Here is a 25,964-nt window from a genome sequence, read left to right on the forward strand (position 1 = left end):
AAACTCAGGCCAAACCTTTCAGCCGGTAGAGCACCTCCAGCGCCTCGCGCGGCGTCATCTCGTCGGGGTCGATCCCGATCAGCGCCTCGCGCAGGCTATCCGGCTCGTTCTCGACAGAAACCGGCGCCGGGCGTCGCGATGGCGCGGCGAAGAGCGGGAGATCATCGACCAGCGAGGCGACCGGCTTCTCGCGCTCGGTCTTCTCCAATTCGCCGAGGATGGCGCGGGCTCGCTCGACCACGGCCGGCGGCAGGCCGGCGAGTTTGGCGACCTGGATGCCGTAGGAGCGGTCGGCCGCCCCCGGCACGACCTCGTGCAGGAAGACGACCTCGCCCTTCCATTCGGTGACGCGGACGGTCGCGTTGGCGACCCGGTCGAGCCGGTCTCCGAGCGCGGTCAGCTCATGGTAATGGGTGGCGAATAGGCTGCGGCAGCGGTTGATCTCGTGCAGATGTTCGATCGCCGCCCAGGCGATGGAGAGACCGTCGAAGGTCGCGGTGCCCCGCCCGATCTCGTCGAGGATGACGAGCGCGCGCGGGCCGGCTTGATTCAGGATCGCGGCGGTCTCGACCATCTCGACCATGAAGGTCGAGCGGCCGCGGGCGAGATCGTCGGCCGCGCCGACGCGCGAGAATAGCCGGTCGACGATACCGATATGGGCGCGTGCCGCCGGCACGAAGGAGCCCATCTGCGCGAGCACCGCGACCAGCGCGTTCTGGCGCAGGAAAGTCGATTTACCGGCCATGTTCGGGCCGGTGATCAGGCAGATGCGCCCGCCCTTGGCCTCGGTGCCGGGCGGCGACAATTCGGTATCGTTGGCGACGAAGGGCTTGCCGTCCCGCTTGAGCGCGGCTTCGACGACCGGATGGCGGCCGCGCTCGATGGTGAAGGCGACGCCATCATCGATCTGCGGGCGGCTCCAGCCCTCGCGAGCGGCGAGATCGGCGAGGGCCGCGGCGACGTCGAGTTCGGCCAATGCCAGCGCGGCGGCCTTGATCGGCTCGGCCTGGGCCAGCACGGCTTCGCAGAGCCCGGCGAAGATGGCGAGTTCGAGCTTGAGCGCCCGGTCGGCCGCGGAGGCGATTTTGGCCTCGAGCTCGCCGAGCTCGACCGAAGAGAAGCGCATCGCATCGGACATGGTCTGGCGATGCACAAAGGTCGCGCGCCAGGGCTCCCTGAGGAACTCTTCGCCCATCGCCTGCGGCACTTCGACGAAGTAGCCGAGCATGGCGTTGTGCTTGATGCGCAGCGTGCGACAGCCGGTTTCGCTCGCGTAGCGGGCCTGCAGTTGCGCGATGACCTTGCGCGAATCGATCTGGAGGAGGCGCAGCTCGTCGAGCGCCGGATCATGACCCTCGCGCACGAAGCGGCCGTCGCGGCGGTTGAGCGGCAACTCGTCGGCCAGCGTCGCGTTAAGGCGAACCGCCAGATCGGGATCGCTCTCGCCCAGCGCCTGCATCGCGCCGGAGAGCTCCGCCGGCAGCTCGCCGCGCCGGACGAGCAAGGCGGCGATCGCGCGGGCGGCATCGAGCCCGGCGCCGAGCGCAGCGAGGTCGCGCGGGCCGCCGCGATCGAGCGAGAGCCGCGCCAGCGCACGGGCGACGTCCGGCACCTTCTCCAGCGCCTGCTGCAGATCCTCGCGCAGGGCGCCGTCCGCGACCAGGAATTCAACCGCGTCGTGACGCGCCGCGATCGCCGCCGCATCGGTCAACGGGCCGGCGAGGCGCTCGGCGAGCAGGCGCGCGCCGCCCGGCGTCACCGTGCGGTCGATCGTAGCGAGCAGGCTGCCCTGCCGCTCGCCGCCGAGGGTGCGCGTCAATTCGAGGTTGGCGCGGGTGGCGGCGTCGATCAGCATCGTCGCCGAACCGGAATCGCGCACCGGGGCGGAAAGGGGTGGGCGCGCTCCAAGCTGAGTGCGCTCGACATAGGCGAGCGCTGCACCGGCCGCCGCGATCTCGGCGCGGCTGAAGGCGCCGAAGGCGTCCAGCGTGGCGACGCCGAAGAACTCCTTCAGGCGCCGCTCGGCCGAGGCCGCATCGAGGCCGTCGCGGGCGAGCGGCGTCACCGGCACCGCGATCTCGCGCCAGAACTCCTTGAGTTCGGGATCATCATGGATCGCGTCGGGGCAGACGATCTCGCGCGGCTCCAGCCGCGAGAACTCGATGGCGAGCCGTTCCTGCGGCGTCTCCATCACCGTGAAGCGACCGGTCGAGATGTCGATCGCCGCGAGACCGTAGAGCGAGGCCGCCTCGCCCGTCTTGCGGCGCGCGACCGCGACAAGCAGGCTCGCGCGGCCGGGCTCGAGCAGCCGCTCCTCGGTGATGGTGCCGGGGGTGACGAGGCGCACCACATCGCGCTTTACCACCGATTTGGCGCCGCGCTTCTTGGCCTCGGCCGGGTCCTCGGTCTGCTCGCAGACGGCGACGCGATGGCCGGCGGCGATCAGGCGCTGGAGATAGTCGTCGGCGCGCTCGACCGGGACGCCGCACATCGGGATGTCGTCGCCCTGATGCTTGCCGCGCTTGGTCAGCACGATGCCGAGGGTGCGCGAGGCGATCTCGGCGTCCTTGAAGAAGAGTTCGTAGAAATCCCCCATGCGATAGAAGAGCAGGCAGTCCGGATTGGCAGCCTTGATCTCGACGTACTGCGCCATCATCGGCGTGACGCGTTCGGCGGCAGCGGCCGGCGCGGCGGAAAGGGTGGCTTCGCTGGGGGAACTGTGACGCATCGGCCGGCACGCTAGCAAAAAGCGGCGCCAAGACCATCCGTTAGGACGGCTTTCAACAATTGAAAGCAAGGTCCATCGGCCGAATCGGCCGAAGGTCTCGACATTGCTGCTGATCAATCTCGTCCAGAGCCTGTTCTTCCTGCTCTTCGCCGGGCTCGTGCTGACGGTGATCGCCCCCTGGTTCAGCGGACGGGGCTGGCTACGGCCCTGCGCCGTGAGCCTGTTGTTCGCCGGCGGCGCGCTTGTCAGCATGGCGAACCCTGTCGAGATCCAGCCCGGCCTGCTGATCGATTCACGCAATACCTTCGCCATCCTGGCCGGGCCGATCGGCGGGCCCTGGGCGGCCCTCCCGACGGCCACTCCGCTGGTCGTCGCGCGCTTCCTGGCAGGCGGCGTCGGCATGGCGACCGGAATCGGCGGCATCGTGCTACGCATGCTGATCGGAATCGCCTTCTCGGCCTGGCTGGCGCGGCGCCGACGCCCGCTGATGCCACGCGACCTTATCCTGCTGAGTTCGCTCGATGCCCTCTGCCTGCTGGCCTCGGCCCCTTTCATTCCGGGGGATGCGGGAGAGCTCTTCCTGCGCGAGGCCGTGCCAGCCATGATCCTGGTGGGCACGATCGGCATCATCCTCACCGGCATCGTCGTCATCCACGACAACGACCGCCGCGAAACGGCTTATCGCTTGCGGACCCTGATCCAGCGGGCGCCCGGCACGCTCTATCAATGTCTTTTGAGGCCGGACGGCAAACTGTCCTACCAGTTCGCCTCATTCTCCATCGACAAGGCGCTGGGCATCGCGCGGAAAGATGCCGAAAAGGATCCGGAAGTCTGGCTCGGCAAGATGTTCGCCGAGGATCGCGCGCGCTTCGAGGATCGGCGCCGCGAGACGCCGGGCGACGACCATGTCTGGCGTTTCGAGGGGCGCTATCATGCTCCAGATGGCGGCACGGTCTGGCTTCGCAGCGAGTCGACGCGGCGCCGGCTTGCAGATGGAACATTCATCTGGGACGGCATCCTGCTCGACATCACCGCCGAGAAGACGCTGGAGGCGCGCCGCGCCGAAATCGAGACGCTGCGCAAGACCGCGCTCGACGAACTGGCCGGCAATCTCGAACGCACCGTCGGCAAGGCGCTCGCCGATGTCGGGGTTTCGATGCGCGACATGCGCGCCGCCGCCGGCCAGATGGTGCAGAGCGCGAGCGCGACGACCCTGCGTGCCGAAGGCGTGACCCGGGAGGCGGAAAGCGCATCGCAGCGGGTCGGCAGCGTCGCAACCGCGGCGGAAGAGATCGAAGCCTCGATCCGGGAACTCACCCGCCAGACCAGCCATGCCGACGAGACGGTGCGCGCAGCCGCCAGCTATGTCCGCAGCACGCGAAGCGACGTCACCGGGTTGACGGAGGCGGCCGACAAGGTGCGCGCGGTGCTCGATTTCATCGAGGAGATCGCAGCCCGCACCAATTTGCTGGCGCTGAACGCCACGATCGAGGCTGCGCGCGCAGGTGTCGCCGGGCGAGGCTTCGCCGTCGTGGCGGGCGAGGTCAAGACGCTCGCAGAACAGACGCAGAAGGCGACGCGCGACATCGCCGAAACCCTCTCCGGCATCCGCGGTGCTGCCGCGGCCGCCGTCCAGGCCGTGGCCCATATCGAAGGCACGATGACCATGATCGAGCAGACGTCCGGCGCGATCGCCTCCGTCGTCAGCCGGCAGGCCGACATCGTCTCGACCATTGCCGCCGATGCGCAGGCGGTAGCTCTTAGCGCCGACGCCGTCACCGCCAATGTCAGCACGGTCGGCACCGAGGTGCGCGTCACCGGGGATGCCGCAGTTGGCGTGGCGGATGCCGCCCGCAGGGTCGACGAGCAGGCGGAAGCGCTCGACCGCTATGTCGGTGATTTCGTCCGCAGCGTGCGCAACCGGCTGTAGCCTTCCGACGCCGCCGCCATTCCTCCGTTGCCCGGCAAGAGTTCTGTGGGCCTATAACGGCTTGTGGTCCCGTGGGGCGCGGCCGTATGGTCGATTCCCCCGAGGAAACGCTCAAGAAAAGACTCTTCGATGAACGACCGCCCGACGACCAAGAGAACGCGCCCGACCTTCACGGACCAGGAAGCCCTGCTGTTCCACTCGCAGGGCCGTCCCGGCAAGCTGGAGATCGTCCCGACGAAGCCGATGGCGACACAGCGGGACCTCTCGCTGGCCTATTCGCCGGGCGTGGCCGTGCCGGTGCTGGCGATCGCGGAGGACCCGTCGCGCGCCTATGACTACACGACCCGTTCGAACCTCGTCGCGGTGATCTCGAACGGCACCGCCATCCTCGGCCTCGGCAATCTCGGCGCACTCGCCTCGAAGCCGGTGATGGAGGGCAAATCCGTCCTGTTCAAGCGCTTCGCCGACGTCGACTCGATCGACCTCGAGGTCGACACGGAGGACCCGGACAAGTTCATCGATGCGGTGCGGTATCTCGGCCCGTCCTTCGGCGGCATCAACCTCGAGGACATCAAGGCGCCCGAGTGCTTCATCATCGAGCAGCGCCTGCGCGAATTGATGGACATCCCGGTCTTCCACGACGACCAGCACGGCACCGCGATCATCGCCGCCGCCGGCCTGGTCAACGCGCTCGATCTGACCGGACGCGACATCACATCGACCAAGCTCGTCATCAACGGCGCCGGCGCCGCCGCCATCGCCTGCATCGAGCTCCTGAAGGCAATGGGCTTCAAGCCCGACAACGTCATCCTCTGCGACACCAAGGGCGTGATCTACCAGGGCCGCACCGAGGGCATGAACCAGTGGAAGTCGGCCCATGCCGCCATCACCGACCGGCGGACACTGGCGCAGGCGCTGGAAGGGGCGGACGCCTTCTTCGGGCTGTCCCAGAAGGGCGCGGTGACCAAGGAGATGGTCGCCGCGATGGCGCCGAACCCGATCATCTTCGCCATGGCCAATCCCGATCCGGAAATCACGCCGGAGGAGGTCCATGCGATCCGCGACGACGCGATCATGGCGACCGGCCGTTCGGATTATCCGAACCAGGTCAACAACGTCCTCGGCTTCCCCTTCATCTTCCGCGGCGCGCTCGACGTGCGGGCGACCACGATCAACATGGAGATGAAGATCGCTGCAGCGGAGTCGCTGGCGATGCTCGCCCGCGAGGACGTGCCCGACGAGGTTGCCGCAGCCTATCAAGGCGCGCGGCCGCGCTACGGCAAGGACTACATCATCCCCGTGCCGTTCGATCCGCGCCTGATCCAGGTCGTGCCGGCCGCGGTGGCGAAGGCGGCAATGGAATCCGGCGTCGCCGGCAAGCCGATCGTCGACATGACCGCCTACAAGGCCCAGCTCTCCGCCCGCCGCGACCCGGTCGCCGGCACGCTCAACCGCATCTTCGAGCGGGTAAAGCGCTATCCGAAGCGCGTCGTCTTTGCCGAAGGCGAGGAGGAACAGGTCATCCGCGCCGCAGCGTCCTTCGTCAATCAGGAGCTGGGCCAGGCCATTCTCGTCGGCCGCGAGGAGCGCATCTACGAGACCGCGACCTTCCTCGGCGTCGATCTCGAAGCCAAGGGCATCTCGATTCAGAACGCCCGGCTCTCCCACCGCAACAGCGCCTATGCGCAGTATCTCTATGAGCGGCTGCAACGGCAGGGCTATCTCTTCCGCGACTGCCAGCGCCTGATCAACCAGGACCGCAACCATTTCGCCGCGGCGATGGTGGCGCTCGGCGATGCCGACGCGATGGTGACGGGCGTGACCCGCAACTATTCGATCGCGCTGGAGGAGGTTCGCCGCGTCATCGACGAGAAGCCCGGCCATCGCGTGATCGGTGTCTCGATCGTGATCTCGCGCGACCGCACCGTCCTCGTCGCCGACACCGCAATCACCGAGATGCCGACAGCTCTGGCGCTTTCCGAGATCGCGATCGAGGCAGCCGGCGTCGGCCGCAGGCTCGGCTATGAGCCGAAGGTGGCGATGCTCGCCTTCTCGACCTTCGGACATCCAGCCGGCGAGCGCTCCGAAAAGGTGCGCGAGGCGGTGGCGATCCTCGACGGCCAGCGCGTCGATTTCGAGTATGATGGCGAGATGGCGGCAGATGTCGCACTCAACCGCGAGATCATGACCCAGTATCCGTTCTGCCGCCTGTCGGGACCGGCGAACGTGCTGGTGATGCCGGCCTTCCACTCGGCCTCGATCTCGACAAAGCTGCTGCAGGAACTCGGCGGCGCAACCGTGATCGGCCCGCTGATCGTCGGCCTCGACAAGCCCGTGCAGATCGTGCCGCTCGGCGCGAAGGATTCCGACATCGTCAACATGGCGGCGTTGGCCTCCTTCAACATCGGCGGCTGAGGCCGGCAACTCCGGGGCGGCAAGCCGCCCCGGTTCAGGACGCCTTTTTCTTCCGCGTCTCGGCCGCCTTCTTCGCCGAGGCCGAGCGCTCGGACTTCGGGCGCGCGGCCGCAGCCTCGCCGCCGATCCGACCGCCACGCTTGGCGGAGACATTGGTGTCGGGCTTGCCCCGGCCGGAGCCCGACTTGTTGCCGCCGCCGCTTTCCTTGTTCACGGTAGCCCAGGCCCGGCGCTCGGCTTCCTCGTGCGAGACGCCGCGCTCCTGGTAGCCTTCCTCGATATGCTCCGCCTTGCGCTTCTGCTTGTCGGTATAGGCTGATTTGTCGCCGCGCGGCATGATGAGCCTCCCTTGCTGGAGTCGAGCGTTGAACGCCGGCGAGCAGCGGCTGTTCCCCCCATCCCAACCTTGCCGGCCCGAGCCAGGCTTCGACACAATCGAACGCATCGCGGACGCTCGGGCACGGTGCTCGGCTCGCGGCGGCTATCGCGACCGGCCTCCTCATGGGGCTCATTCGCCGCAGCGGCTTGTGCATCGCTGCCAACGCGCTATCTCTCGGGCCGGGGCGCGGCCGCGCCCTCCCATCCCCCCGTGCTGCCGCGATCCGGCTGTGGCACGCAACCCAGAGAGCGCATGTCTTTCGGCCCGCATGAGCCAGGAATGCACCTGCGCAAGCGCAGCCGCTGGTGGTGGCTCGGCCCGCTGGCGAGCATGGTCATCTTCGGCGCTTCGCTCGTCGTGCTCTGGCACATCATCAGCCAGATGGAGCCCGGCCAGCTCGCCGGCGCCTTCGCCAATGCCAGCCTGCGCCAGCTCGGACTGGCCTGCGGTTTCACGGCCCTGAGCTATCTGCTGCTCACGGGATACGATGCGCTGGCGCTGCGCCGGCTCGGACTCTCGATCCCCTACCGCACCACGGCGCTCGCCTCCTTCACCAGCTATTCGGTGTCCTTCACGCTCGGCTTCCCGATCGTGACCGGCGGCACGGTGCGCTACTGGATCTATTCGCCGAAAGGCGTGCGGGCTTCGGAGGTCGCGAGCCTGACAGTGATCGCGGGCATCACCTTCTGGCTCGGGCTCGGCGCCATCCTCTGCGCCAGCCTGGTCTATTCGGCCGATTCGGTCGCCATGCTCGCGCGGACCTCGCCACTTGTCGTCCAGATCGTCGGCGGCCTCGTCGGGCTCGGTATCATCGGCTACCTGATCTGGATCGCAACGGACGAGCGCAGCTTGCGCGTGCGGGGATGGAACCTTCATCTGCCGGGGCTGGGCACCACGCTCGGCCAGATGGCGCTCGGCGCCTGCGAAGTCAGCGCCGCCGCAGCCGTGCTCTTCGTGCTGCTGCCGGGCGGCTACAATCTCGATTACCCGACCTTCCTGGCCGCCTACATCTTCGCCTGCCTGATCGGCATCGCCAGTCACGCGCCCGGCGGCCTCGGAGTCTTCGAGGCGACGATGCTGGTCGCGCTCAACCGGCTTCCCTACGAGCAGGTGCTCGGAGCGCTGCTGATGTTCCGGGTGATCTACTACGTCCTGCCCTTCATCCTGGCCCTGGCCATGCTGGCGCTGAACGAGATCATCCGCCGGATCCGCCGCCACGAGCCGTGAGGCGGACGGCTATTTCAGGGCGATGATGATCATCAGGAAGGCGAGGAGAAGCAGGAGCTGCCTGAAGCTCCAGTTGATTTTGCGCAGCTGCTCGGCACTGCTCTCCTGCCAATCCTCATCGGGTTCGTGACCGTGCTCGGCTACAACCCGGTGCACGGGCACAGCCTCCGCCAACGGCTCGAGACGGGCCTTCGGCATCCATTCGATGCTGTCGATGAAGCCACGGGCCGGGACAGCGGCCTTTCCATCGCTCCCAGGCGCGAGATACCAGCCGACCGGGCTCCCGGCGGGCAGCTCGCGATCCTCCTCCCGTACCCAGAGGCTCGTCGTGGCGCTGAGCGAGAGTTCCTGCGCAAGCCCTTCGAGCATGTCGGCCTTGAGCGCCTCGAACACCGAGGGAGCCAGAAACACATCGGCAAAGGGCAGCTCGGCCCCGCCTTCTTCGCGATAGCCGAGCATCAGCAGGAGGCGCGGCTGTTCGCTCGACGCGGCAAGCGGGCGCAAGGTGAGGGCGATCGCCTCGGCCTCGCCGTCGAAGCCGGCGCGCCTGAGCACGCCATCCGCCACATGGGCCTCGGCAAGGATGCGCTGCGCGTCCTCGAGGCGCCCATCGCGACTCTCGAAGCCGCCGACGACGCGAAGCGCCGCGGCCTGCAGCCGAAAGCGCCGGGCCGAGCCCTGGACGTAGCGGGCCAACGAGCCCTCGATCGCCATCCGCCCTTCACTCACGGAGACGCTGCGCAATGGCGATGATTCGTTCATGCTCCCGTCCTGTTTCGCAGCAAGGATAGCAGTTCAAACCGGCGCCGTCAGGCGATGTATCCTGACAGCATCGCGACAGCGCTAGAGCGACACCGCACCGCAAGGAGGCAATATCCATGACAGACGAACTCGTGCTGTACACGAATCCCATGTCGCGCGGCCGGATCGCGCGCTGGATGGTGGAAGAGGTCGGCCAACCCTACCGGGCCGAGATCCTCGGCTTCGGCGCGCCGATGAAGAACGCGCAATACAAGGCGCTCAACCCGATGGGGAAGGTGCCGACGCTCGTCCATGGCGACACCGTGGTCACCGAATGCGCGGCGATCTGCGCCTATCTCGCCGATGCCTTCCCGCAGGCGGGGCTGGCGCCGGAGCCGACCAGCCGGCTGCGCGGCCCTTACTATCGCTGGCTGTTCTTTACGGCCGGGCCGGTCGAGGCCGCCGTCAGCAACAAGGCCTTCGGCCTCGAAGTGCCGCCCGATCGGGCCCGTGCGATCGGCTACGGCACCTATGCGGATGTGATGGACACGCTCGAACAGGCCGTCAGCCAGGGGCCATACCTGCTCGGCGAGCGCTTCAGCGCCGCCGACGTCTATGTCGGCTCGCAGGTCCAGTGGGGGCTGCAGTTCGGCACGATCGAGAAGCGGCCGGCTTTCGAGGCCTATGGCGCAAGACTGGCTGGCAGGCCAGCCGCCAAGCGGGCCGACGACATCGACAACGCGCTGATGGCCGAGATGCAAAAGGCCGGCTGAAGCGGGAAGCGCGCCCGGCGCATGGCGCATGGCGCATGGCCGGCAGGGCGGGTTGCCGCCCCCCTGTCGGCAGGTTTAATGCTGCCGCCTGATCATTGCCTACCGCTGCCCTCCGCTCGCAGCCGCCGGGCCAGCTTTCGCGATCGCCATGAACGACATGTCCGCCATCGCCCGGCCGCGCCACGGCATGGGCTTCTATCCCTTCGTGGGCCTCACCGCCGCGCTGATGGCCACCAACGCGCTGGCGATCGACTCCATGCTGCCGGCCTTGCCGCAAATGGCCGAGGCGCTGGGCATCGCCGAGGCCAACCAGCGGCAGTGGATCATCACGGCCTATCTGCTCGGCTTCGGCGTCTCGCAGATCTTCTACGGCACGATTTCCGACCGCTACGGCCGCAGGCCGGTGCTGCTCGCCGGCCTGATCGTCTACGTCTTCGCCAGCATCGCCGCGGCCTTCGCCGGCTCGTTCGAGGCGATGATGGCGGCGCGCGTGGTGCAAGGGGTCGGCGCTGCGGCGACGCGGGTGCTCGTCGTCTCGATCGTGCGCGACTGTTATTCCGGGCGCGACATGGCGCGCGTGATGTCGCTCGCCATGATCGTTTTCCTGGCCGTGCCGATCCTCGCCCCGTCGATCGGCCAGGCGATCCTGTGGGTCGCGCCCTGGCGCTGGATCTTCGGCGTGCTGACCGCCTTCGGCGCCACCGTCCTCGTCTGGGTCGCGGTAAAGCTGCCCGAAACCCAGCATCCGGAAGACCGCAAGCCGATCGCCCCCCGGAGCGTCGCCGCCGCCTTCCGCACCACGCTGACGAGCCGCATCGGCGTCGGCTACATGCTGGCGATGGCCTTCGTGCTCGGCGGGCTGTTCGGCTTCATCAATTCGGCGCAGCAGGTCTTCGTCGACGTCTTCCATACACCCGAACTGTTCACCACCGTCTTCGCGCTGATCGCGATGTTCATGGCGGCATCCTCGCTGCTGAACTCGCGCATCGTCGGGCGGCTGGGCATGCGCCGGGTCTCGCATACCGCGCTGCTGGGCTACATCGCGCTGACAAGCCTGCATGCGCTCCTCGCCCTGGCGGGCCATGAGTCGCTGTGGAGCTTCGCGATCCTGCAGGGCGGCGCCATGTTCTGCTTCGGCCTGCTCGGCCCGAATTTCGGAGCCATGGCGATGGAGCCACTCGGCCATGTCGCGGGGACGGCGTCCTCGGTGCAGGGCTTCGTCACCACAGTGATCGGCGCGCTTCTGGGCTTCTATATCGGCCAGCACTTCAACGGCACGGTCATCCCGCTGACGCTGGGCTTCGCGCTCTGCGGCATCGCCGCGCTCGTCATCGTGCTGATCGTGGAAAAGGGCCGGCTGTTCCATCCGGCGCCGGGCCGCGCCTGAGCGGCTCCCTTCCGAATCCGTCGCCAACGGCGACGGGCATGCCTGGAATCGCCTTCAGTTCGCTCGCGAGCGAAAGAGATTCGCCGTGGCTCGGGAACGGCGCCGCCATCGCCTTCCCGCTGTCGCTGCCTGCCCTAAGCGACCTTCAGATTCACCGCAGCGCTCTTGCCGGTCTTGCGATCAGGTTCGAGGTCGTAGCTGACCTTCTGGCCTTCGTTCAGGCCACGCAGCCCCGCGCGCGTCACTGCGCTGACATGCACGAAGATGTCGCCGCCGCCCTCGTCGGGCGTAATGAAGCCGTAGCCCTTGGTCTCGTTGAACCATTTCACGGTTCCCGTACTCACATGCCGCTCCTTCCTTGAGGCTTGCCGGACCAGCCCGGCACGGCAGTGTAGGAGGCAAATCGCGGTGGTTGCAATGACGCGCCGCACAAACCATTCCGCGCATGCGAAGAGCGCCTGCAATGCCGCGCACGCAGGCCCGGTGAGGGTCCAAGCTGCTTGCGGACGGCGCGCGCCTCCCGCATGAACAGCGCAAGCAGGTGCCAGGGCATTGCGCGCAAAGGCGGATACCGGTTTTTTGCCGCAGCAATGTTCTGAACTTTAACGACCGAGGGAACCGCCCAATGAGCAACTATGTGATCGATCCGCAGGCCATCACAGCCGTTCCGGTCGCTGGGGGCGGCTCCTTCCCGGTACGGCGCGTCTTCTGCGTCGGCCGCAACTACGCCGAGCACACCCGCGAGATGGGCGGCGATCCCGACCGCGAAGAGCCCTTCTTCTTCACCAAGCCGGCCGACGCGCTGCTCGTCAACGGTGCCGACATGCCCTATCCGACGAAGACGAAGGATCTCCATCATGAGATGGAACTGGTCGTCGCCATCGGCACAGGCGGCAAGGACATCCCCGAAGCCGAGGCGCTCGCCCATGTCTATGGCTACGCGGCCGGGCTCGACATGACCCGCCGCGACCTGCAGGCCGCTGCCAAGAAGGCCGGGCGCCCCTGGGACATGTCGAAGGGCTTCGACCTCTCCGGGCCAATCGGCGAGATCGTTCCCGCGAGCCAGGCCGGCCATCCGAGCGCCGGCAAGATCGAGCTCACGGTCAACGGCGTCGTGCGCCAGAGCTCCGACCTCGCCAAGCAGATCTGGAACGTCGAGGAGACGATCTCCTATCTCTCGGGCCTGGTCGAACTCAAGCCCGGGGACCTGATCTTCACCGGTACGCCGGAAGGCGTTGCCGCCGTCGGCAAGGGCGACGTGCTCGAAGGCGAGATCGCCGGCGTCGGCACGGTCCGCACCCGCATCGTCTGAGGCGTCATTCTCGGGCTCGCCCCGAGAATCTCATGACCAGCCCCGCTGGTTTCCGAGATGGCCGGGTCAAGCCCGACCATGACGAGGTGCCAGCCTTCCTCCCCGACAAGACCGAGAGCAGAAACCATGCGCCTGACCTCCGACGCCAGCGGCGTCTTCCCGATCGCGCCGACGCCGTTCAACCCGGACGGCGGTATCGACTGGACCTCGGCCGACCGGCTCTTCGAATTCTACCAGGGCATCGGCTCCGACGGCGTCACCGTGCTCGGCATCATGGGCGAGGCGCCCAAGCTCGAGCCCGAGGAGTCGGTCGAGCTGGTCAAGCGCGCCGTCGCCAAGATGGGCGGCAAGCCGATCATCGTCGGGGTCTCCGCGCCCGGTTTCGCGGCGATGCGCTCGCTCGCGCGGCAGGTGATGGACCTCGGCGCCGGCGGCGTGATGATCGCCCCGCCGCCCGCCCTGCGTACCGACGACCAGATCACCGGCTACTACGCCCAGGCTGTCGAGGCGATCGGCACCGATATCCCCTTCGTCATCCAGGATTATCCGCTGACGCTCTCGGTGGTGATGACGCCGGCGGTGATCCGCAAGATCGTCATGGACAACCCCTCCTGTGTGATGCTGAAGCACGAGGACTGGCCAGGGCTGGAGAAGATCTCGGCGCTGCGCAAGTTCCAGAAAGAGGGCTCGCTGCGCCCAATCTCGATCGTGACCGGCAATGGCGGGCTCTTCCTCGATTTCGAGATGGAACGCGGCGCCGACGGCGCCAATACCGGCTATGCCTTCCCGGAACTCCTGATCGACGTGGTCAAGCTGCAGAAGGCCGGCAAGCGCGACGAGGCCCATGATATCTTCGACGCTCATCTGCCGCTGATGCGCTACGAGCAGCAGCAGGGCGTCGGGCTCGCCGTGCGCAAATACACGATGATGAAGCGCGGCATCCTCAGCCATGACGCCCAGCGCAAGCCGGGCGCCGCCTTGAGCGCAGCTGCCAAGGCCGAGGTCGATTATCTGCTGTCCCGGATCGCGAAGCACGATCCGCGCGCGAAGCTCTGAGCGGCCAGACCGTCATTCCCGGGCGCCGCAGGGCGGCGACCCGGGAATCGCCGGCAAGAGATGCCCGGGTTACGCCCGAGCATGATGCGCGGGAAACGGGGCTCAGTGGCCCTTGTGCTCGCCTTCGCCGCCCTTGGCGGCTATCGAATCCACCTTGAACTCGACATCGACCGAGCCTGCCTTCTCGAAGGTCAGCGTGCCCTTCATCATCTCGCCCTGCTTCAGCGGCTGCTTCAGCTCCATGAACATGATGTGGTAGCCGCCGGGCTTGAACTCGACCTTGGCGCCGGGCGGAACCTCAACGCCCTGCTCGAGCGGGCGCATGGTCATGATGCCGTCCTTGGTCGCCATCTCATGGATTTCCGCGCGAGCGGCGAAGGGAACGGAGATCGAGACCAGCCGATCGGGCGTGGTTCCGGTGTTTTCGATGCTGAGATAGCCGCCGCCGACCTTGGCGCCGGCCGGGGTCGCCCGCGACCAGGGATGGCCGATCTTCAGCGCGCCCGCCTTGAAGTCGTGGGCGGAGGCCATGGTGGCCGAAAGCGCGAGCACGGCCGTCGCGAGCGAAAGGGAAAGCTTCATGGCTTGTGTCCTGAGCGGAAAGGACTGCTGAGCAGCCCGAATGGCAAATGCGCCGGCGTCGATGGCCGGCGGGATATCGGCAGGCGGTGGGAAGCGTCAGGCTGCGGGCGGAGCGCGCGAATCCGCAAGGCCGACAGCGAAACCATGCGCCACACCTTCGGCGACCGGGTGCAGCAAGGCCAGCCTGGCAATGGAACGCGCGGCGAAGAACAGATCGCCCCATGGCGGACCGGCCAGCACGGGATTGAGCGGACAGCCCTTGCAATGGGCGAGATCGCCGGCCGGGGCCGGCGCACCTTCCGCGGGCACCGGAGCGCCGGAACAGAGGACGGCGCCGTCTCTTGCCGAAAAGGGCGCCAGCGCCGAAGCCGGCGCGATTGCCAGAACAAGCGCGCCCCAGCCATAGGCGACCGCAAGCCAGACTCCGAGGCCGGAGCGGCGCAGGCGATCGAGAAAGGTGGCACGAGCCGGCATGGGCCGCAGATGGCGCCCCTTCCAGGGCTCCGTCAAGCAGCTCATTGCCGCATCATCGCCGACGGGTAACGAGCGCCGGAGAATATTCTTCTCTGGCCTGCGGTTTCTTTAAAAGAACGAAGCGATTGACAAAGAGGACGATCGCCGCCAGATTACACATTGTCTCCGGAGCGATCCGGATACCGCGGAGATTTGAGCAGCAGCTTGCGCCGCGTCACCAAACGCTAAAGCGCCACGACTGGGTCGTGGGCTCCAGATTGAGGAGACTGACATGACCGTTGCGAGAGTGAGCCGAAGCCAAACGCGCTTCCACCCCGCCCCCTGCTGTTGTCGACGCTGAGATCGCAAGGCCGATAGGCCGCTTTCACCCGATCGCTTCGACGAACACGCCGCCAGATGCGGCAAAAGGCAGAGCCATGTCCCAGTTTCATTCCGTTTCCAGCCGGCCTAGCCCGGCGCTGCAAGCCTATGTCATCGAGCTTGGCGAGGACCAGATCGGCCTCGTCAGCCGGCGCGCCGATGAGCGCGACTTCACCTTCATCGCTGCCTCCTCGGCCTTCCGAGCCCTGGAGGGGCAGCGCTTCGCCACGCCCGGCGCGGCAGAGAGCGCGGCGCGCCGCCTCGCCCGGCAGCCCCGCCACAGCCCGCTCCGGCTGGCCTCGTGAGGCGGTGATGCAAGTCCTGTCATCGCTCTGGAACGCCGTCGCCGCCTGGTTCAACCGGGCGGTGCCGGCAGCCTTCGACCCGCTCGACGCCGCGCGCTCGGACGATCGGCGGCGCTCGATCCATGACGTCACCATCGAGCAGCTCGGTATCGCGCACTGGTCCTGCCACACCCATTTCTGAGGACATGATGAACGCCCCCGTCAGCCCCGGCGCTTTGAGCGCCGGCGCCCTGCCAGTCGCTATGGCCGAGCCCGCGATCCGTTTCGAGCAGGTCGGCAAGACCTATGCGGCACGTAGCGGCCAGCAGCCCGTGAGCGCGCTCGCCGGCATCGATCTCGACGTGCCCGCCGGCAGCATCCTCGGCGTGATCGGCCGCTCCGGCGCCGGCAAGTCGACCCTGATCCGCCTCGTCAACGGGCTGGAGCGCGCCACCGCCGGCCGCATCCTGATCGAAGGCCAGGAGGTCACCAACCTGACCGAGGCCGGCTGGCGGGCGCAGCGCCGCCGCATCGGCATGATCTTCCAGCACTTCAACCTCCTGTCTTCGCGCACCGTCTTCGACAATGTCGCGCTGCCGCTGGAGATCGCCGGCACGCCGCGCGCCGAGATCACCGCCAAGGTCGAGCGGCTGCTCGAGCTCGTCGGCCTTGCCGACAAGAGCGCGCGCTATCCGGCGGAACTCTCGGGCGGGCAGAAGCAGCGCGTCGGCATCGCCCGCGCGCTCGCCACCGATCCGAAGGTGCTGCTCTGCGACGAGGCGACCTCGGCGCTCGACCCGGAGACGACCCGCTCGATCCTGGCGCTGCTGCGCCAAGTCAATCGAGAGCTCGGGATCACGATCCTGCTGATCACCCACGAGATCCCCGTCATCAAGGAGATCTGCGACCGCGTCGCGGTGATCGAGGGCGGGCGCATCGTCGAGCAGGGCGAAACCTTCTCCGTCTTCACCAACCCGCAGCACCCGACCACGGCGCGCTTCGTCGAGGCCGTCACCGGCGTCGAGGTGCCCGAGCATCTCGCCGGCCGCATCCGCACGCAGGCGCGCCCGGGCGACAATCTCGTGCTGCGCATCACCTTCATCGGCGAGAACGCGACGGCCCCGGTGATCAGCCGGCTCAGCGCGGTCGTCGGCGTCGACGTCAACATCCTGGCCGGGCGGATCGACGCCATCGCCGGCCAGCCCTTCGGCAGCCTGCTCGTCTCGGTGCCCTCGCGCGCGCCGGAAAGCGACGCGGTGCTCGGCGCCCTGAAGAGCCTCGGGCTCAAGGCGGAGGTTATCGGCCATGTCTCCTGAACTCATCCGCCTGATCTGGCAGTCCACGCTCGACACGCTCGCCATGGTCGCCGTCTCGGCCGGCATCGGCACGCTGCTCGGCCTGCCGCTCGGGGTCTTCCTTGCCACCAGCAAGCGCGGCGAGCTGTTCGCCGCACCCGCCGCCAATGCCTTGCTCGGCGTGCTGGTCAACGCCACCCGCTCGACGCCCTTCATCATCCTCGTCGTCGCGATCATCCCGTTCACGCGGCTTCTCGCCGGGACGTCGATCGGCACCGCCGCGGCGATCGTGCCGCTGACCGTCGCCTCGACGCCCTTCATCGCCCGGTTGATCGAAGGCGCGGTGCGCGAGGTCGATCAGGGTCTGGTCGAGGCCGCGCGCGCCATGGGGGCAACGCCCATCCAGATCGTCCGCAAGGTGCTGGTGCCCGAGGCGCTGCCGGCCATCGTGCTCGGCCTCACCCTCGCCGTGGTCAGCCTGATCGGCTTCTCCGCGATGGTCGGCGCGGTCGGCGGCGGCGGACTCGGCGATCTCGGCATCCGCTACGGCTACCAGCGCTTCATGCCCGACGTGATGGCGACCGTCGTCGCCGTACTCATCGTTCTCGTCCAGCTCGTGCAGAGCTTCGGCGACCGCCTGGCGCGCCGCCTGAACAAGCGCCTGCGCCACGCCTGATCATTTTCACCCGCTTCATACCGAAGGAAACAACGATCATGACGACCTCTTTCAGCCGCCGCGCCGCGCTCGCAGCCGGTCTCGCCATGGCGCTCGCAGCCGGCCCCGCCTTCGCCCAGCAGAACCAGGTGCTCCGGATCGGCGTCACGCCCGGCCCTCATGCCGAGATCCTCGAGAAGGTGAAGCCGCTCGCTGCGCAAAAGGGCCTCGACCTCAAGATCACCGAGTTCTCCGATTATGTCGTGCCGAACCAGGCGCTCGACGCCGGTGAGCTGGACGCCAACTCCTTCCAGCACGAGCCCTATCTCGACAATCAGGTGAAGGATCGCGGCTACAAGATCGTCAAGGTCGGCCTCACCGTGAACTTCCCGATCGGCATCTACTCGTCGAAGTACAAGAGCTGGGCCGAGATCCCAGACGGCGCCACCATCGCCATCCCGAACGATCCGACCAATGGCGGGCGCGTGCTGCTGCTGCTGCAGGACAAGGGCGTGATCAAGTTGAAGGACGGGGTCGGCTTCAAACCGACCGTGGCCGACATCACCGGCAACCCGAAGAAGTTCAAGATCATCGAGCTCGAGGCCGCCCAGACGCCGCGTTCGCTCGCAGACGTCGCCGCCGCCGCGATCAACACCAACTACGCCGTCGACGCCAAGATCGACCCGGCCTCGGCCATCCTGCGCGAGGATGCCAAGGGTCCCTATGTCAACCTGATCGCAGTCCGCGCCGCCGACAAGGACAAGCCCTGGGTCAAGACGCTGGTCGAAGTCTATCAGAGCCCGGAGATCAAGAGCTTCATCGCCGAGCGCTACAAGGGCGCCGTGCTCGCCGGCTGGTGACCGTTTTCCTCCCACCTGGCTTCTTCATGGGCCAGGCGCCTTGCCCCGGATGCATCGCATCCGGGGCTTTTTTTATCACGCGTCATTTGGTCGGGCTTGACCCGACCATCTCGGAAACCAGCGTCCTCCGGTCATGAGGTTCTCGGGTCTGCGCTTCGCCCGAGAAATGACGCGGGCGGCTCGTCAGTTGCCGATCTTGCCGAAGGCGAAGAACTGGGTCTCGCCGGAGGAATCGTCGACGCCGTCATTGTCGGTGACGACAAAGAGGTGCCCGGCCTTGTCGACGGCCATGCCCTCGACCTTGTCGAGACCGTAGCCGCCGGTCTTCATCAGATCGGGCGTCAGGTCGCGCAGCAGGGTCTTCGCGACGGTCGGGATGTCCGCCGCGCCGATGGCGGCGGGCTTCAGGCCCTTCACCGAGAAGGTCTGGAGCGTCTTCGCCGCCTTGGCGCCGAAGCCGTTGTCCCGCTCGATCACGGCGAAACGGTCGTCGCCAAGGGCAACCAGCTCGGAGAGGCCCATCCAGAAGCCGGCAGCCGGCTGAGAGAGCGGGTAGTGCAGCACGCCCCATTCTTTCGTCGCCGGCTTGTAGGAGAGGATCTTGGCCTTGCCCTTCGGGTCGTCCTTCCACTCGCGCTGCACGGCGAGCCAGACGGTCTCCTCAGGGCCAGTACCGGTCACCGCCACGCCCTCGAAGCCAAAGCGGACCGCATGCTTCGCCAAAGCCTCAGGCAGGACGATCTCTTCCTCGACCTCGCCCTTGGCCGAGACGCGCAGCAGGATGTCGGCGAGCGGCGCATCCTTCTTCTCGGGATTGCCCTCGGAGGCCAGCCAGAAGCCACCGCCCTCGCGGGTCGCAATGCCTTCGAGATCGTAGGAAGCGGGTTTGCCGTCCTTGGTCACGGTGATCGCGCCGATGATGCGGGCGGGCTTCTGCGTCGCGTCAATCTCGAGGATGCGCGAGGGCGTGTAAGCGCTGTCGGTGATCGAGAAGAGCTTGCCCGGCGCGGTGCGGTCCGCTGCAAGGCCGGAGAGCGCACCCCAGCCGATCGGCAGGCCGTTCTCGTTCTGCGACTGGATGGTCGGGTAAGCCGCGGCCTGCTCGGCGCGGCGATAGATCATCACCGCCGAACGCGCGCCGCCCTTCTCGCCGACATCGGTCTCCGAGGCAGAGACGAAGAGGTCGCGCTGCGGGATGGCGAGCAGGCCTTCCGGGCCGATGCCGGTCGGCAGGGCCTGCAGGTAGCGCGGCGCCTTGCCCGGTCCTTCGTCCTTGTAGACCAGCACCAGCGAGGCGCGCTCCAGCCCGACGAAGATCAGCCGGTCGTTGCCATAGGTCGCGACCTCGATGCCCTCGGGCTCGCTGCCCTTGGCGGCCGAGCGCTTCTCGGGATAGTGGCCGAGCCGCATGGCGAGGTGGTCCACGTCAGAGCCGGAATCGAACTCCACCGTGCCGTCCTTGCGGAAGATCGTGAAGCCGCGCGAGCCGCCCTTCCAATCGCCCTCATTGGCGGTGACGAAGCGGTCGTTGTCGATCCAGCGCACGGCGTCGGGCTCGCGCGCAACGCCCTTCAGCTCCTCGGTCGGGCTGATCTTGCCGTCGCGGGTCTTGTCGATGTTCTTGAGATCGACGCTGCCTGCCGAGAAATGGGTCACCACCTTGCCCGTCTTCGAATCGACGACGATGAGGTGGTTGTTCTCCTGCAGCGTCACCACGACGAGCCCGTCCTGATTGACGTCGACGAATTCCGGCTCCGGATCGGTCGGCTCGACGGTTGCGAGGCCGGTCAGGTCGACGATCTGGCGGGTGGCGCAGTCGATGGCGCCATCCTTGATGCCGATCAAGGTGAGGTTGCCGGCGGGGAGCTGCGGCAAGGCGCCCTTGTTGAGCTTCTCGTCGCGCTCGTTCTCGATGGCGATGACGATCTTGCCCTTGTCCTTGGTGAGCGTCACCGAATCCGGCTGGCCGCCGAGATCGCATTTCGCCACGACCTGCCTGGTCTTCAGGTCGACCGTGGCGAGATGGCCGGCCGGCTCCTTGAAATTGTCGCCGGAGGTGACGACGGCGACGAAGGCCTTGTCGCCGAGGATCGTGACCGAGGTGGATTCACCGTCGAGCGGCACGAAGCCGGCCGGCTTCGGATTGGCCGGGTCGGCGATGTCGATGATGCCGAGCGCCTTCTGCTCGCCATCGGTATAGGCCAGCAGCATGCCGTCCTCGCTGGCTGCGATGATCTCGGAGACGGTCTTCTTGGCGGGATCGCGGTCGGCCGGCAGGTTCTGCGGCACGGAGAAGGTGGCGATGCGGTTGAACACCGGCTCCGCACCGGCGGTGCCGGCGAGGAGGAGGGAGGCGAGAGCCGCGAGGACGAAAGGCTGGCGCATGGAACGGACCCGCTGACGGAAAAGGATATCCGCGGCTAGAGAGCCCATGCGACAGCCGCGTGACAGCGTCAGCCAAGACTTGCGCCCAATGCGGCATTATCGTGGGCCGGCGAGCGCCGGAAGCCGATCACCTCGAGCTCGGTGACGATGGCGACTGCCGCGGCCTGGGCGAGCACGAAGGCGATGCCGAGCCCGGTCGGTGCCAGCCAGCCCGTCAGCAGGATCGCGATGCTGTCGACGATCCAGAGCAGGTTGATGCCGATGACCGCATAAACGGCGAGGCGCGGCAGAATCGTGCGGCTGGCGAAGAAGCCCAGCAGCGCCGCGCAAGGCAGCAGCACGATGCCTGCTCCGCGCAGCAACCCCTCCGGCAGGCCGAAGGGCGCGGCGAGCGGGCCGGCGGCCGTAGCGAGCAGCAGGCCCATGCCGGCGCAGGCCGCGGCATCGAGCGCGAGGGCGTTGCGCAGCAGTGGTGAGGGTTGGATGAGCGACATGGCATTCTCCTTCCGTTTCATGGGCAGGCAGCCCGTTTCGATGCGGGGAATGCTGCCGATTTCGGGAGAGCCCGTCGATTAAGCGGGAGGTAATTGGAACGGCCCGCAGGGATCGCTAGCTTGCCTGCCATGAACAAGCATCACGCCCCCTCCTTCGGTACGCTGCTGCGCGACTGGCGCCAGCTGCGCCGCTTCAGCCAGCTCGACCTCGCGCTCGAAGCCGAGATCTCGCAGAAGCATCTGAGCTTCGTCGAAAGCGGACGCTCGCGCCCGAGCCGCGAGATGGTGCTGCTGCTCGCCGAGCATCTCACCGTGCCGCTGCGCGAGCGCAACGCCCTGCTGCTGGCGGCCGGCTATGCGCCGGTATATCCCGAGCGCTCACTGGAAGATCCGTCGCTGAACGCCGCCAGGGGCGCGATCGACTTGATCCTCAAGGGGCACGAACCCTACCCGGCGCTCGCCGTCGACCGGCACTGGACGCTGCTCGCCGCCAATGGCGCGGTGACCCGGCTGCTCGGCCTCGTCGCCGATGCGGCGCTATTGCAGCCACCCGTCAATGTTCTGCGCCTGTCGCTGCACCCCGGCGGGCTCGCCCCCTTCATCGTCAATCTCGACGAATGGCGCGGCCATCTGCTCGCCAGGCTGCGCCAGCAGGTCCGCGCCACGTCGGACGGCACGCTGGGCGCCCTGCTGGAAGAACTCTCCACCTATCCGCATCCCGGCAAGGCCGGACAGGAGCGGCACGATCCGGACGCCGAAGCCGGCATCGTCGTGCCGATGCAGCTGCGGCTCGGCGAAACCGTGCTGTCTTTGATCTCGACGACGACGGTCTTCGGCACGCCGGTGGACGTCACCCTGTCCGAACTGGCGCTGGAGACGTTCTTCCCGGCGGATACGGCCACGGCTGAGGTGCTGCGCGCGCTCGCCGCGAGCGGAAGCGGGACGGCGTAGTCGCCCGGAACCGATCCGGCGCAGTGCAGTTTCTTGGAGGGACGCGACCGAGGTCGCACCGGAACCAGGAGGAGCCACGCAATGGGTAGCACGACCGACAAGATCAAAGGCATGGCCAACGAGGCCGCCGGCAACGTCAAGCAGGCCGCTGGCAAGGCGCTCGACAAGCCGGAATGGGAGGCCAAGGGCAAGGCGCAGGAACTGAAGGGCGAAGCCCAGCAGGCACTTGGCAAAGGCAAGGACGCGGTCAAGAAGGCCGTCGACAAGGCCTGAAGCACCGCCTCGAAGCACAAAGGGCCGCCGAAAGGCGGCCCTTTTTTTGGCTGCTCAAACCCGCGGCTCAGGCGGTGCCGCCGAGCCCGCCGAGGAAATCCTTGACCCGGCCGAAGAAGCCGGCCGTCTCCGGATGATTGTTGTGCGAGCTCTCGCGCTCGAACTCCTCCAGCAACTCGCGCTGGCGGGCCGTCAGCTTCTGCGGCGTCTCGACCACGACCTGGATATAGAGGTCTCCGACATCGCGCGAGCGCAGCACGCTCATGCCCTTAGCCTTCAGGCGGAACTGCTTGCCGGTCTGCGTGCCTTCCGGGATCTTCACTCGCGCCTGCTCGCCCGAGAGCGTGGGAACCTCGATCTCTCCGCCGAGCGCGGCCGAGACCAGCCCGATCGGCACGCGGCAGAACAAATCGGCACCGTCGCGCTGGAAGATCGCGTGCGGCTTGATCGAGAGGAAGATGTAGAGATCGCCCGCAGGCCCGCCGCGCAGGCCGGCCTCGCCCTCGCCGGCAAGGCGGATGCGCGTGCCGTCCTCGACGCCGGCAGGAATGTTGACCGAAAGCGTACGCTCGCGGGTGACGCGGCCAGCGCCCTGGCAATTCTTGCAGGGGTCGTCGATGATCTCGCCGCGACCGGAGCAGGTCGGGCAGGTCCGCTCGACCGAGAAGAAGCCCTGATTGGCGCGGACGCGGCCATGGCCGCCGCAGGTCGGGCACTGCCGCGACTTCGAGCCGGGCTTGGCGCCGGTGCCGGAACAGGACTCGCAGGAGACCGAGGTCGGCACGCGGATCGAGGCGTTCTTGCCGGTGAAGGCCTCTTCCAGCCCGATTTCGAGATTGTAGCGCAGATCGGCGCCGCGCTCGCGGCCATTGGCGCTGCGCGGGCCGCCGCGCCTTGCATCGCCGAAGAAGGAATCGAAGATGTCCGACATGAAGTCGGAGAAATCGGCGTTGCCCCCGGGGCCGCCGCCATTCTCGAAAGCCTGATGCCCGAAGCGGTCATAGGCCGCCCGCTTCTGGCCGTCGGAGAGGATCTGATAGGCCTCGTTGATTTCCTTGAACTTGATCTCGGCTTCCTTGTCGCCGGGATTCTTGTCCGGGTGATGCTGCATCGCGAGCTTGCGGAAGGAGCTCTTGAGCTCGACCTCCGTCACGGTCCGGCTGACGCCGAGGATCTCGTAGTAGTCTCGCTTCGACATCGAAACGTCTGCCCCTTGCCTTTGACGCGCCATGGCCGGGCGCGGCGGCCCGGCCATGCGCGACAGGCGTTGTCCATCCTGCCTTCACGCCGCCCCGGAACGAGATGGCCGGGTTCGAGCCCGGCCACCCCATCGCGTTCCGCGACGAACGCGGATTACGCGCTCTTCTTCTTGTCGTCTGAGACGTCCTTGAAGTCGGCGTCGATGACGTCGTCCTTCTTGGCTTCCGCAGCAGCTTCGCCTTCACCACCGGCGGCAGCGCCCTCGGCCTGGCTGGCGGCATACATCGCCTCGCCGAGCTTCATCGAAGCCTGCATCAGCTCGTTGGTGCGAGCCTGGATGACTTCGACGTCCTCGCCGGTGAGCGCGGTCTTCAGCGCCTCGGCCGCGGTCTCGATCGCCGACTTGTCGGCCTCGGAGACCTTGTCGCCATAGTCCTTCAGCGACTTCTCGGTCGAGTGAACGAGGCTCTCGCCCTGGTTCTTGGCCTCGACCAGCTCGCGGCGCTTCTTGTCCTCAGCGGCGTTGGCCTCGGCATCCTTCACCATCTTCTGGATATCGGCCTCGCTGAGGCCGCCCGAAGCCTGGATCTTGATCTGCTGCTCCTTGTTGGTGGCCTTGTCCTTCGCCGTCACCGAGACGATGCCGTTGGCGTCGATGTCGAAGGTCACCTCAATCTGCGGCATGCCGCGCGGGGCCGGCGGAATGCCCATCAGGTCGAACTGGCCGAGCAGCTTGTTGTCGGCCGCCATTTCGCGCTCGCCCTGGAAGACCCGGATCGTCACCGCGTTCTGGTTGTCCTCGGCGGTGGAGAAGACCTGGCTCTTCTTGGTCGGGATCGTGGTGTTGCGGTCGATAAGACGCGTGAAGACACCGCCCAGCGTCTCGATGCCGAGCGACAGCGGGGTCACGTCGAGCAGCAGCACGTCCTTGACGTCGCCCTGGAGGACGCCGGCCTGGATCGCGGCGCCGATGGCGACGACCTCGTCGGGGTTGACGCCCTTATGCGGCTCCTTGCCGAAGAACTGCTTCACGACCTCCTGGACCTTCGGCATGCGGGTCATGCCGCCGACGAGAACGACCTCGTCGATCTGGCCCGCCGAGAGGCCGGCATCCTTGAGCGCCTTCTTGCAGGGCTCGATGGTGCGCTGGATGAGATCGTCGACCAGGCTCTCGAACTTGGCGCGAGAGAGCTTGATGGCGAGGTGCTTCGGACCGGATGCATCCGCCGTGATGTAGGGCAGGTTGATCTCGGTCTGGGCCGTGGTCGAGAGCTCGATCTTAGCCTTCTCGGCCGCTTCCTTCAGGCGCTGGAGAGCGAGCTTGTCCTTCTTCAGGTCGATGCCCTGCTCGCGCTTGAATTCGTCCGCGAGATATTCGACGAGACGCATGTCGAAGTCCTCGCCGCCGAGGAAGGTGTCGCCGTTGGTCGACTTCACCTCGAAGACGCCGTCGCCGATCTCGAGGATCGAGACGTCGAAGGTGCCGCCGCCGAGGTCATAGACCGCGATGGTGCCGGCGGACTTCTTCTCGAGCCCGTAGGCGAGCGCGGCCGCCGTCGGCTCGTTGATGATTCTGAGTACCTCGAGGCCCGCGATCTTGCCGGCATCCTTGGTAGCCTGGCGCTGGGCGTCGTTGAAATAGGCGGGAACCGTGATGACGGCCTGGGTGACGGGCTGGCCGAGATAGGCCTCCGCCGTCTCCTTCATCTTGGTGAGCGTGAAGGCCGAGATCTGCGACGGCGAATATTCCTTGCCGTCGGCGGACACCCAAGCGTCCCCGTTCGAGGCCTTGGTGATCTTGTAGGGAACGAGCTTCAGGTCCTTCTGCGTCATCGGATCGTCGTAGGTGCGGCCGATGAGGCGCTTGATCGCGAAGAAGGTACGCTCCGGATTGGTGACGGCCTGGCGCTTGGCAGGCTGGCCGACAAGGCGCTCGCCGTCATCCGTGATGGCGACGATCGAGGGCGTGGTGCGCGCGCCCTCGGAATTCTCGATGACCTTTGGCGTGGTGCCTTCCATCACTGCAACGCAGCTGTTGGTCGTGCCGAGGTCGATACCAATGACTTTACCCATGGATGGGATCCCTTTCGATTGAGCAGATCGCCGGCCTGCGACGCATTCACGCCGCCTGCCGGCCCATGGACCGGGTCGCCCCCGCTTCAGCGGCGAACGCTCCGGCATTCCACGTTTGACGGTGGTTAAA

The 25,964-nt window shown here is 67.1% G+C and carries 24 protein-coding genes; 14 read left to right on the top strand and 10 right to left on the bottom strand.

Going from position 1 to position 25,964, the window contains the following annotated elements; genetic code table 11:
* Positions 1 to 4: 4 nt before the first annotated feature.
* Complete coding sequence (gene mutS, locus AB4Z16_RS02925) at positions 5 to 2,728, bottom strand: DNA mismatch repair protein MutS (RefSeq protein WP_441509812.1); 2,724 nt, start codon at positions 2,726 to 2,728, stop codon at positions 5 to 7.
* A gap of 103 nt (positions 2,729 to 2,831) precedes the next feature.
* On the opposite strand from mutS, the gene AB4Z16_RS02930 reads away from it, so the two are divergent.
* Both AB4Z16_RS02930 and AB4Z16_RS02935 read left to right on the top strand, forming a co-directional pair.
* Entirely contained in the window at positions 2,832 to 4,658 is a 1,827-nt protein-coding gene (locus AB4Z16_RS02930) for a methyl-accepting chemotaxis protein (protein WP_441509813.1), read from the top strand.
* A gap of 129 nt (positions 4,659 to 4,787) precedes the next feature.
* The gene (locus AB4Z16_RS02935; protein ID WP_441509814.1) at positions 4,788 to 7,073 is read left to right on the top strand and encodes an NADP-dependent malic enzyme; all 2,286 of its coding nucleotides are present in this window, start codon (positions 4,788 to 4,790) and stop codon (positions 7,071 to 7,073) included.
* Between the two features lie 34 nt (positions 7,074 to 7,107).
* Here the strand turns inward: AB4Z16_RS02935 and AB4Z16_RS02940 are convergent, their stop codons facing one another.
* Positions 7,108 to 7,410 carry a plasmid stabilization protein gene (locus AB4Z16_RS02940; protein ID WP_441509815.1) on the bottom strand — a complete coding sequence of 101 codons (303 nt, stop codon included), beginning with the start codon at positions 7,408 to 7,410 and terminating at the stop codon, positions 7,108 to 7,110.
* A gap of 321 nt (positions 7,411 to 7,731) precedes the next feature.
* On the opposite strand from AB4Z16_RS02940, the gene AB4Z16_RS02945 reads away from it, so the two are divergent.
* Positions 7,732 to 8,679 carry a lysylphosphatidylglycerol synthase domain-containing protein gene (locus AB4Z16_RS02945; RefSeq protein WP_441509816.1) on the top strand — a complete coding sequence of 316 codons (948 nt, stop codon included), beginning with the start codon at positions 7,732 to 7,734 and terminating at the stop codon, positions 8,677 to 8,679.
* 9 nt (positions 8,680 to 8,688) lie between these two features.
* Here the strand turns inward: AB4Z16_RS02945 and AB4Z16_RS02950 are convergent, their stop codons facing one another.
* Positions 8,689 to 9,441 carry a hypothetical protein gene (locus tag AB4Z16_RS02950; RefSeq protein ID WP_441509817.1) on the bottom strand — a complete coding sequence of 251 codons (753 nt, stop codon included), beginning with the start codon at positions 9,439 to 9,441 and terminating at the stop codon, positions 8,689 to 8,691.
* A gap of 116 nt (positions 9,442 to 9,557) precedes the next feature.
* On the opposite strand from AB4Z16_RS02950, the gene AB4Z16_RS02955 reads away from it, so the two are divergent.
* On the top strand, positions 9,558 to 10,193 hold the full coding sequence (locus tag AB4Z16_RS02955; RefSeq protein WP_441509818.1) for a glutathione S-transferase family protein: 636 nt from the start codon (positions 9,558 to 9,560) through the stop codon (positions 10,191 to 10,193).
* 148 nt (positions 10,194 to 10,341) lie between these two features.
* Positions 10,342 to 11,580: a multidrug effflux MFS transporter gene (locus AB4Z16_RS02960; RefSeq protein ID WP_441509819.1), complete on the top strand. Its 1,239-nt coding sequence runs from the start codon at positions 10,342 to 10,344 to the stop codon at positions 11,578 to 11,580.
* Positions 11,581 to 11,714: 134 nt separating this feature from the next.
* Here the strand turns inward: AB4Z16_RS02960 and AB4Z16_RS02965 are convergent, their stop codons facing one another.
* The gene (locus AB4Z16_RS02965) at positions 11,715 to 11,924 is read right to left on the bottom strand and encodes a cold-shock protein (RefSeq protein ID WP_149131593.1); all 210 of its coding nucleotides are present in this window, start codon (positions 11,922 to 11,924) and stop codon (positions 11,715 to 11,717) included.
* Between the two features lie 281 nt (positions 11,925 to 12,205).
* Between AB4Z16_RS02965 and AB4Z16_RS02970 the strand changes: the two genes are divergently transcribed.
* On the top strand, positions 12,206 to 12,892 hold the full coding sequence (locus AB4Z16_RS02970) for a fumarylacetoacetate hydrolase family protein (protein WP_441509820.1): 687 nt from the start codon (positions 12,206 to 12,208) through the stop codon (positions 12,890 to 12,892).
* A 126-nt stretch (positions 12,893 to 13,018) separates the two neighbouring features.
* Positions 13,019 to 13,948: a dihydrodipicolinate synthase family protein gene (locus AB4Z16_RS02975; RefSeq protein ID WP_441509821.1), complete on the top strand. Its 930-nt coding sequence runs from the start codon at positions 13,019 to 13,021 to the stop codon at positions 13,946 to 13,948.
* 102 nt (positions 13,949 to 14,050) lie between these two features.
* Here the strand turns inward: AB4Z16_RS02975 and AB4Z16_RS02980 are convergent, their stop codons facing one another.
* Together AB4Z16_RS02980 and AB4Z16_RS02985 are read right to left on the bottom strand one after the other, a co-directional pair.
* Positions 14,051 to 14,530 carry a copper chaperone PCu(A)C gene (locus AB4Z16_RS02980; RefSeq protein WP_441509822.1) on the bottom strand — a complete coding sequence of 160 codons (480 nt, stop codon included), beginning with the start codon at positions 14,528 to 14,530 and terminating at the stop codon, positions 14,051 to 14,053.
* 96 nt (positions 14,531 to 14,626) lie between these two features.
* The gene (locus AB4Z16_RS02985; RefSeq protein WP_441509823.1) at positions 14,627 to 15,049 is read right to left on the bottom strand and encodes a hypothetical protein; all 423 of its coding nucleotides are present in this window, start codon (positions 15,047 to 15,049) and stop codon (positions 14,627 to 14,629) included.
* Between the two features lie 371 nt (positions 15,050 to 15,420).
* Here AB4Z16_RS02985 and AB4Z16_RS02990 point away from each other — a divergent pair, with 371 nt between their 5' ends.
* From AB4Z16_RS02990 to AB4Z16_RS03010, 5 genes are read left to right on the top strand one after another with little or no spacing between them, the layout of a single operon-like run.
* A complete protein-coding gene (locus tag AB4Z16_RS02990) occupies positions 15,421 to 15,669 on the top strand; it encodes a hypothetical protein (RefSeq protein WP_441509824.1) in 249 nt (82 codons plus the stop codon).
* Positions 15,670 to 15,676: 7 nt separating this feature from the next.
* On the top strand, positions 15,677 to 15,850 hold the full coding sequence (locus AB4Z16_RS02995) for a hypothetical protein (protein WP_441509825.1): 174 nt from the start codon (positions 15,677 to 15,679) through the stop codon (positions 15,848 to 15,850).
* A 7-nt stretch (positions 15,851 to 15,857) separates the two neighbouring features.
* Positions 15,858 to 16,964 carry a methionine ABC transporter ATP-binding protein gene (locus AB4Z16_RS03000; protein ID WP_441510113.1) on the top strand — a complete coding sequence of 369 codons (1,107 nt, stop codon included), beginning with the start codon at positions 15,858 to 15,860 and terminating at the stop codon, positions 16,962 to 16,964.
* Positions 16,954 to 17,619 carry a methionine ABC transporter permease gene (locus AB4Z16_RS03005; RefSeq protein ID WP_441509826.1) on the top strand — a complete coding sequence of 222 codons (666 nt, stop codon included), beginning with the start codon at positions 16,954 to 16,956 and terminating at the stop codon, positions 17,617 to 17,619. The genes AB4Z16_RS03000 and AB4Z16_RS03005 overlap by 11 nt, the downstream gene beginning before the upstream one ends.
* Before the next feature lie 38 nt (positions 17,620 to 17,657).
* Positions 17,658 to 18,458, top strand: coding sequence for a MetQ/NlpA family ABC transporter substrate-binding protein (locus AB4Z16_RS03010; protein ID WP_441509827.1), 801 nt, complete (start codon positions 17,658 to 17,660; stop codon positions 18,456 to 18,458).
* A 183-nt stretch (positions 18,459 to 18,641) separates the two neighbouring features.
* Here the strand turns inward: AB4Z16_RS03010 and AB4Z16_RS03015 are convergent, their stop codons facing one another.
* Together AB4Z16_RS03015 and AB4Z16_RS03020 are read right to left on the bottom strand one after the other, a co-directional pair.
* Positions 18,642 to 20,843 (bottom strand): esterase-like activity of phytase family protein, encoded by a 2,202-nt coding sequence (locus AB4Z16_RS03015; protein WP_441509828.1) that lies wholly within the window; start codon positions 20,841 to 20,843, stop codon positions 18,642 to 18,644.
* A 68-nt stretch (positions 20,844 to 20,911) separates the two neighbouring features.
* Complete coding sequence (locus AB4Z16_RS03020; RefSeq protein WP_441509829.1) at positions 20,912 to 21,337, bottom strand: hypothetical protein; 426 nt, start codon at positions 21,335 to 21,337, stop codon at positions 20,912 to 20,914.
* 129 nt (positions 21,338 to 21,466) lie between these two features.
* Between AB4Z16_RS03020 and AB4Z16_RS03025 the strand changes: the two genes are divergently transcribed.
* Positions 21,467 to 22,288 carry a helix-turn-helix domain-containing protein gene (locus tag AB4Z16_RS03025; RefSeq protein WP_441509830.1) on the top strand — a complete coding sequence of 274 codons (822 nt, stop codon included), beginning with the start codon at positions 21,467 to 21,469 and terminating at the stop codon, positions 22,286 to 22,288.
* 81 nt (positions 22,289 to 22,369) lie between these two features.
* The gene (locus AB4Z16_RS03030; RefSeq protein WP_441509831.1) at positions 22,370 to 22,561 is read left to right on the top strand and encodes a CsbD family protein; all 192 of its coding nucleotides are present in this window, start codon (positions 22,370 to 22,372) and stop codon (positions 22,559 to 22,561) included.
* 67 nt (positions 22,562 to 22,628) lie between these two features.
* Here AB4Z16_RS03030 and dnaJ read toward each other — a convergent pair whose 3' ends face one another.
* Both dnaJ and dnaK read right to left on the bottom strand, forming a co-directional pair.
* Positions 22,629 to 23,759 carry a molecular chaperone DnaJ gene (gene dnaJ / locus AB4Z16_RS03035; RefSeq protein WP_441509832.1) on the bottom strand — a complete coding sequence of 377 codons (1,131 nt, stop codon included), beginning with the start codon at positions 23,757 to 23,759 and terminating at the stop codon, positions 22,629 to 22,631.
* Positions 23,760 to 23,914: 155 nt separating this feature from the next.
* Complete coding sequence (dnaK, locus tag AB4Z16_RS03040) at positions 23,915 to 25,834, bottom strand: molecular chaperone DnaK (protein ID WP_441509833.1); 1,920 nt, start codon at positions 25,832 to 25,834, stop codon at positions 23,915 to 23,917.
* Between the last annotated feature and the right edge of the window lie 130 nt (positions 25,835 to 25,964).

The sequence above is a fragment of the Allobosea sp. TAF32 genome (assembly GCF_052113585.1).
In the GTDB taxonomy this organism is placed as follows: domain Bacteria; phylum Pseudomonadota; class Alphaproteobacteria; order Rhizobiales; family Beijerinckiaceae; genus Allobosea.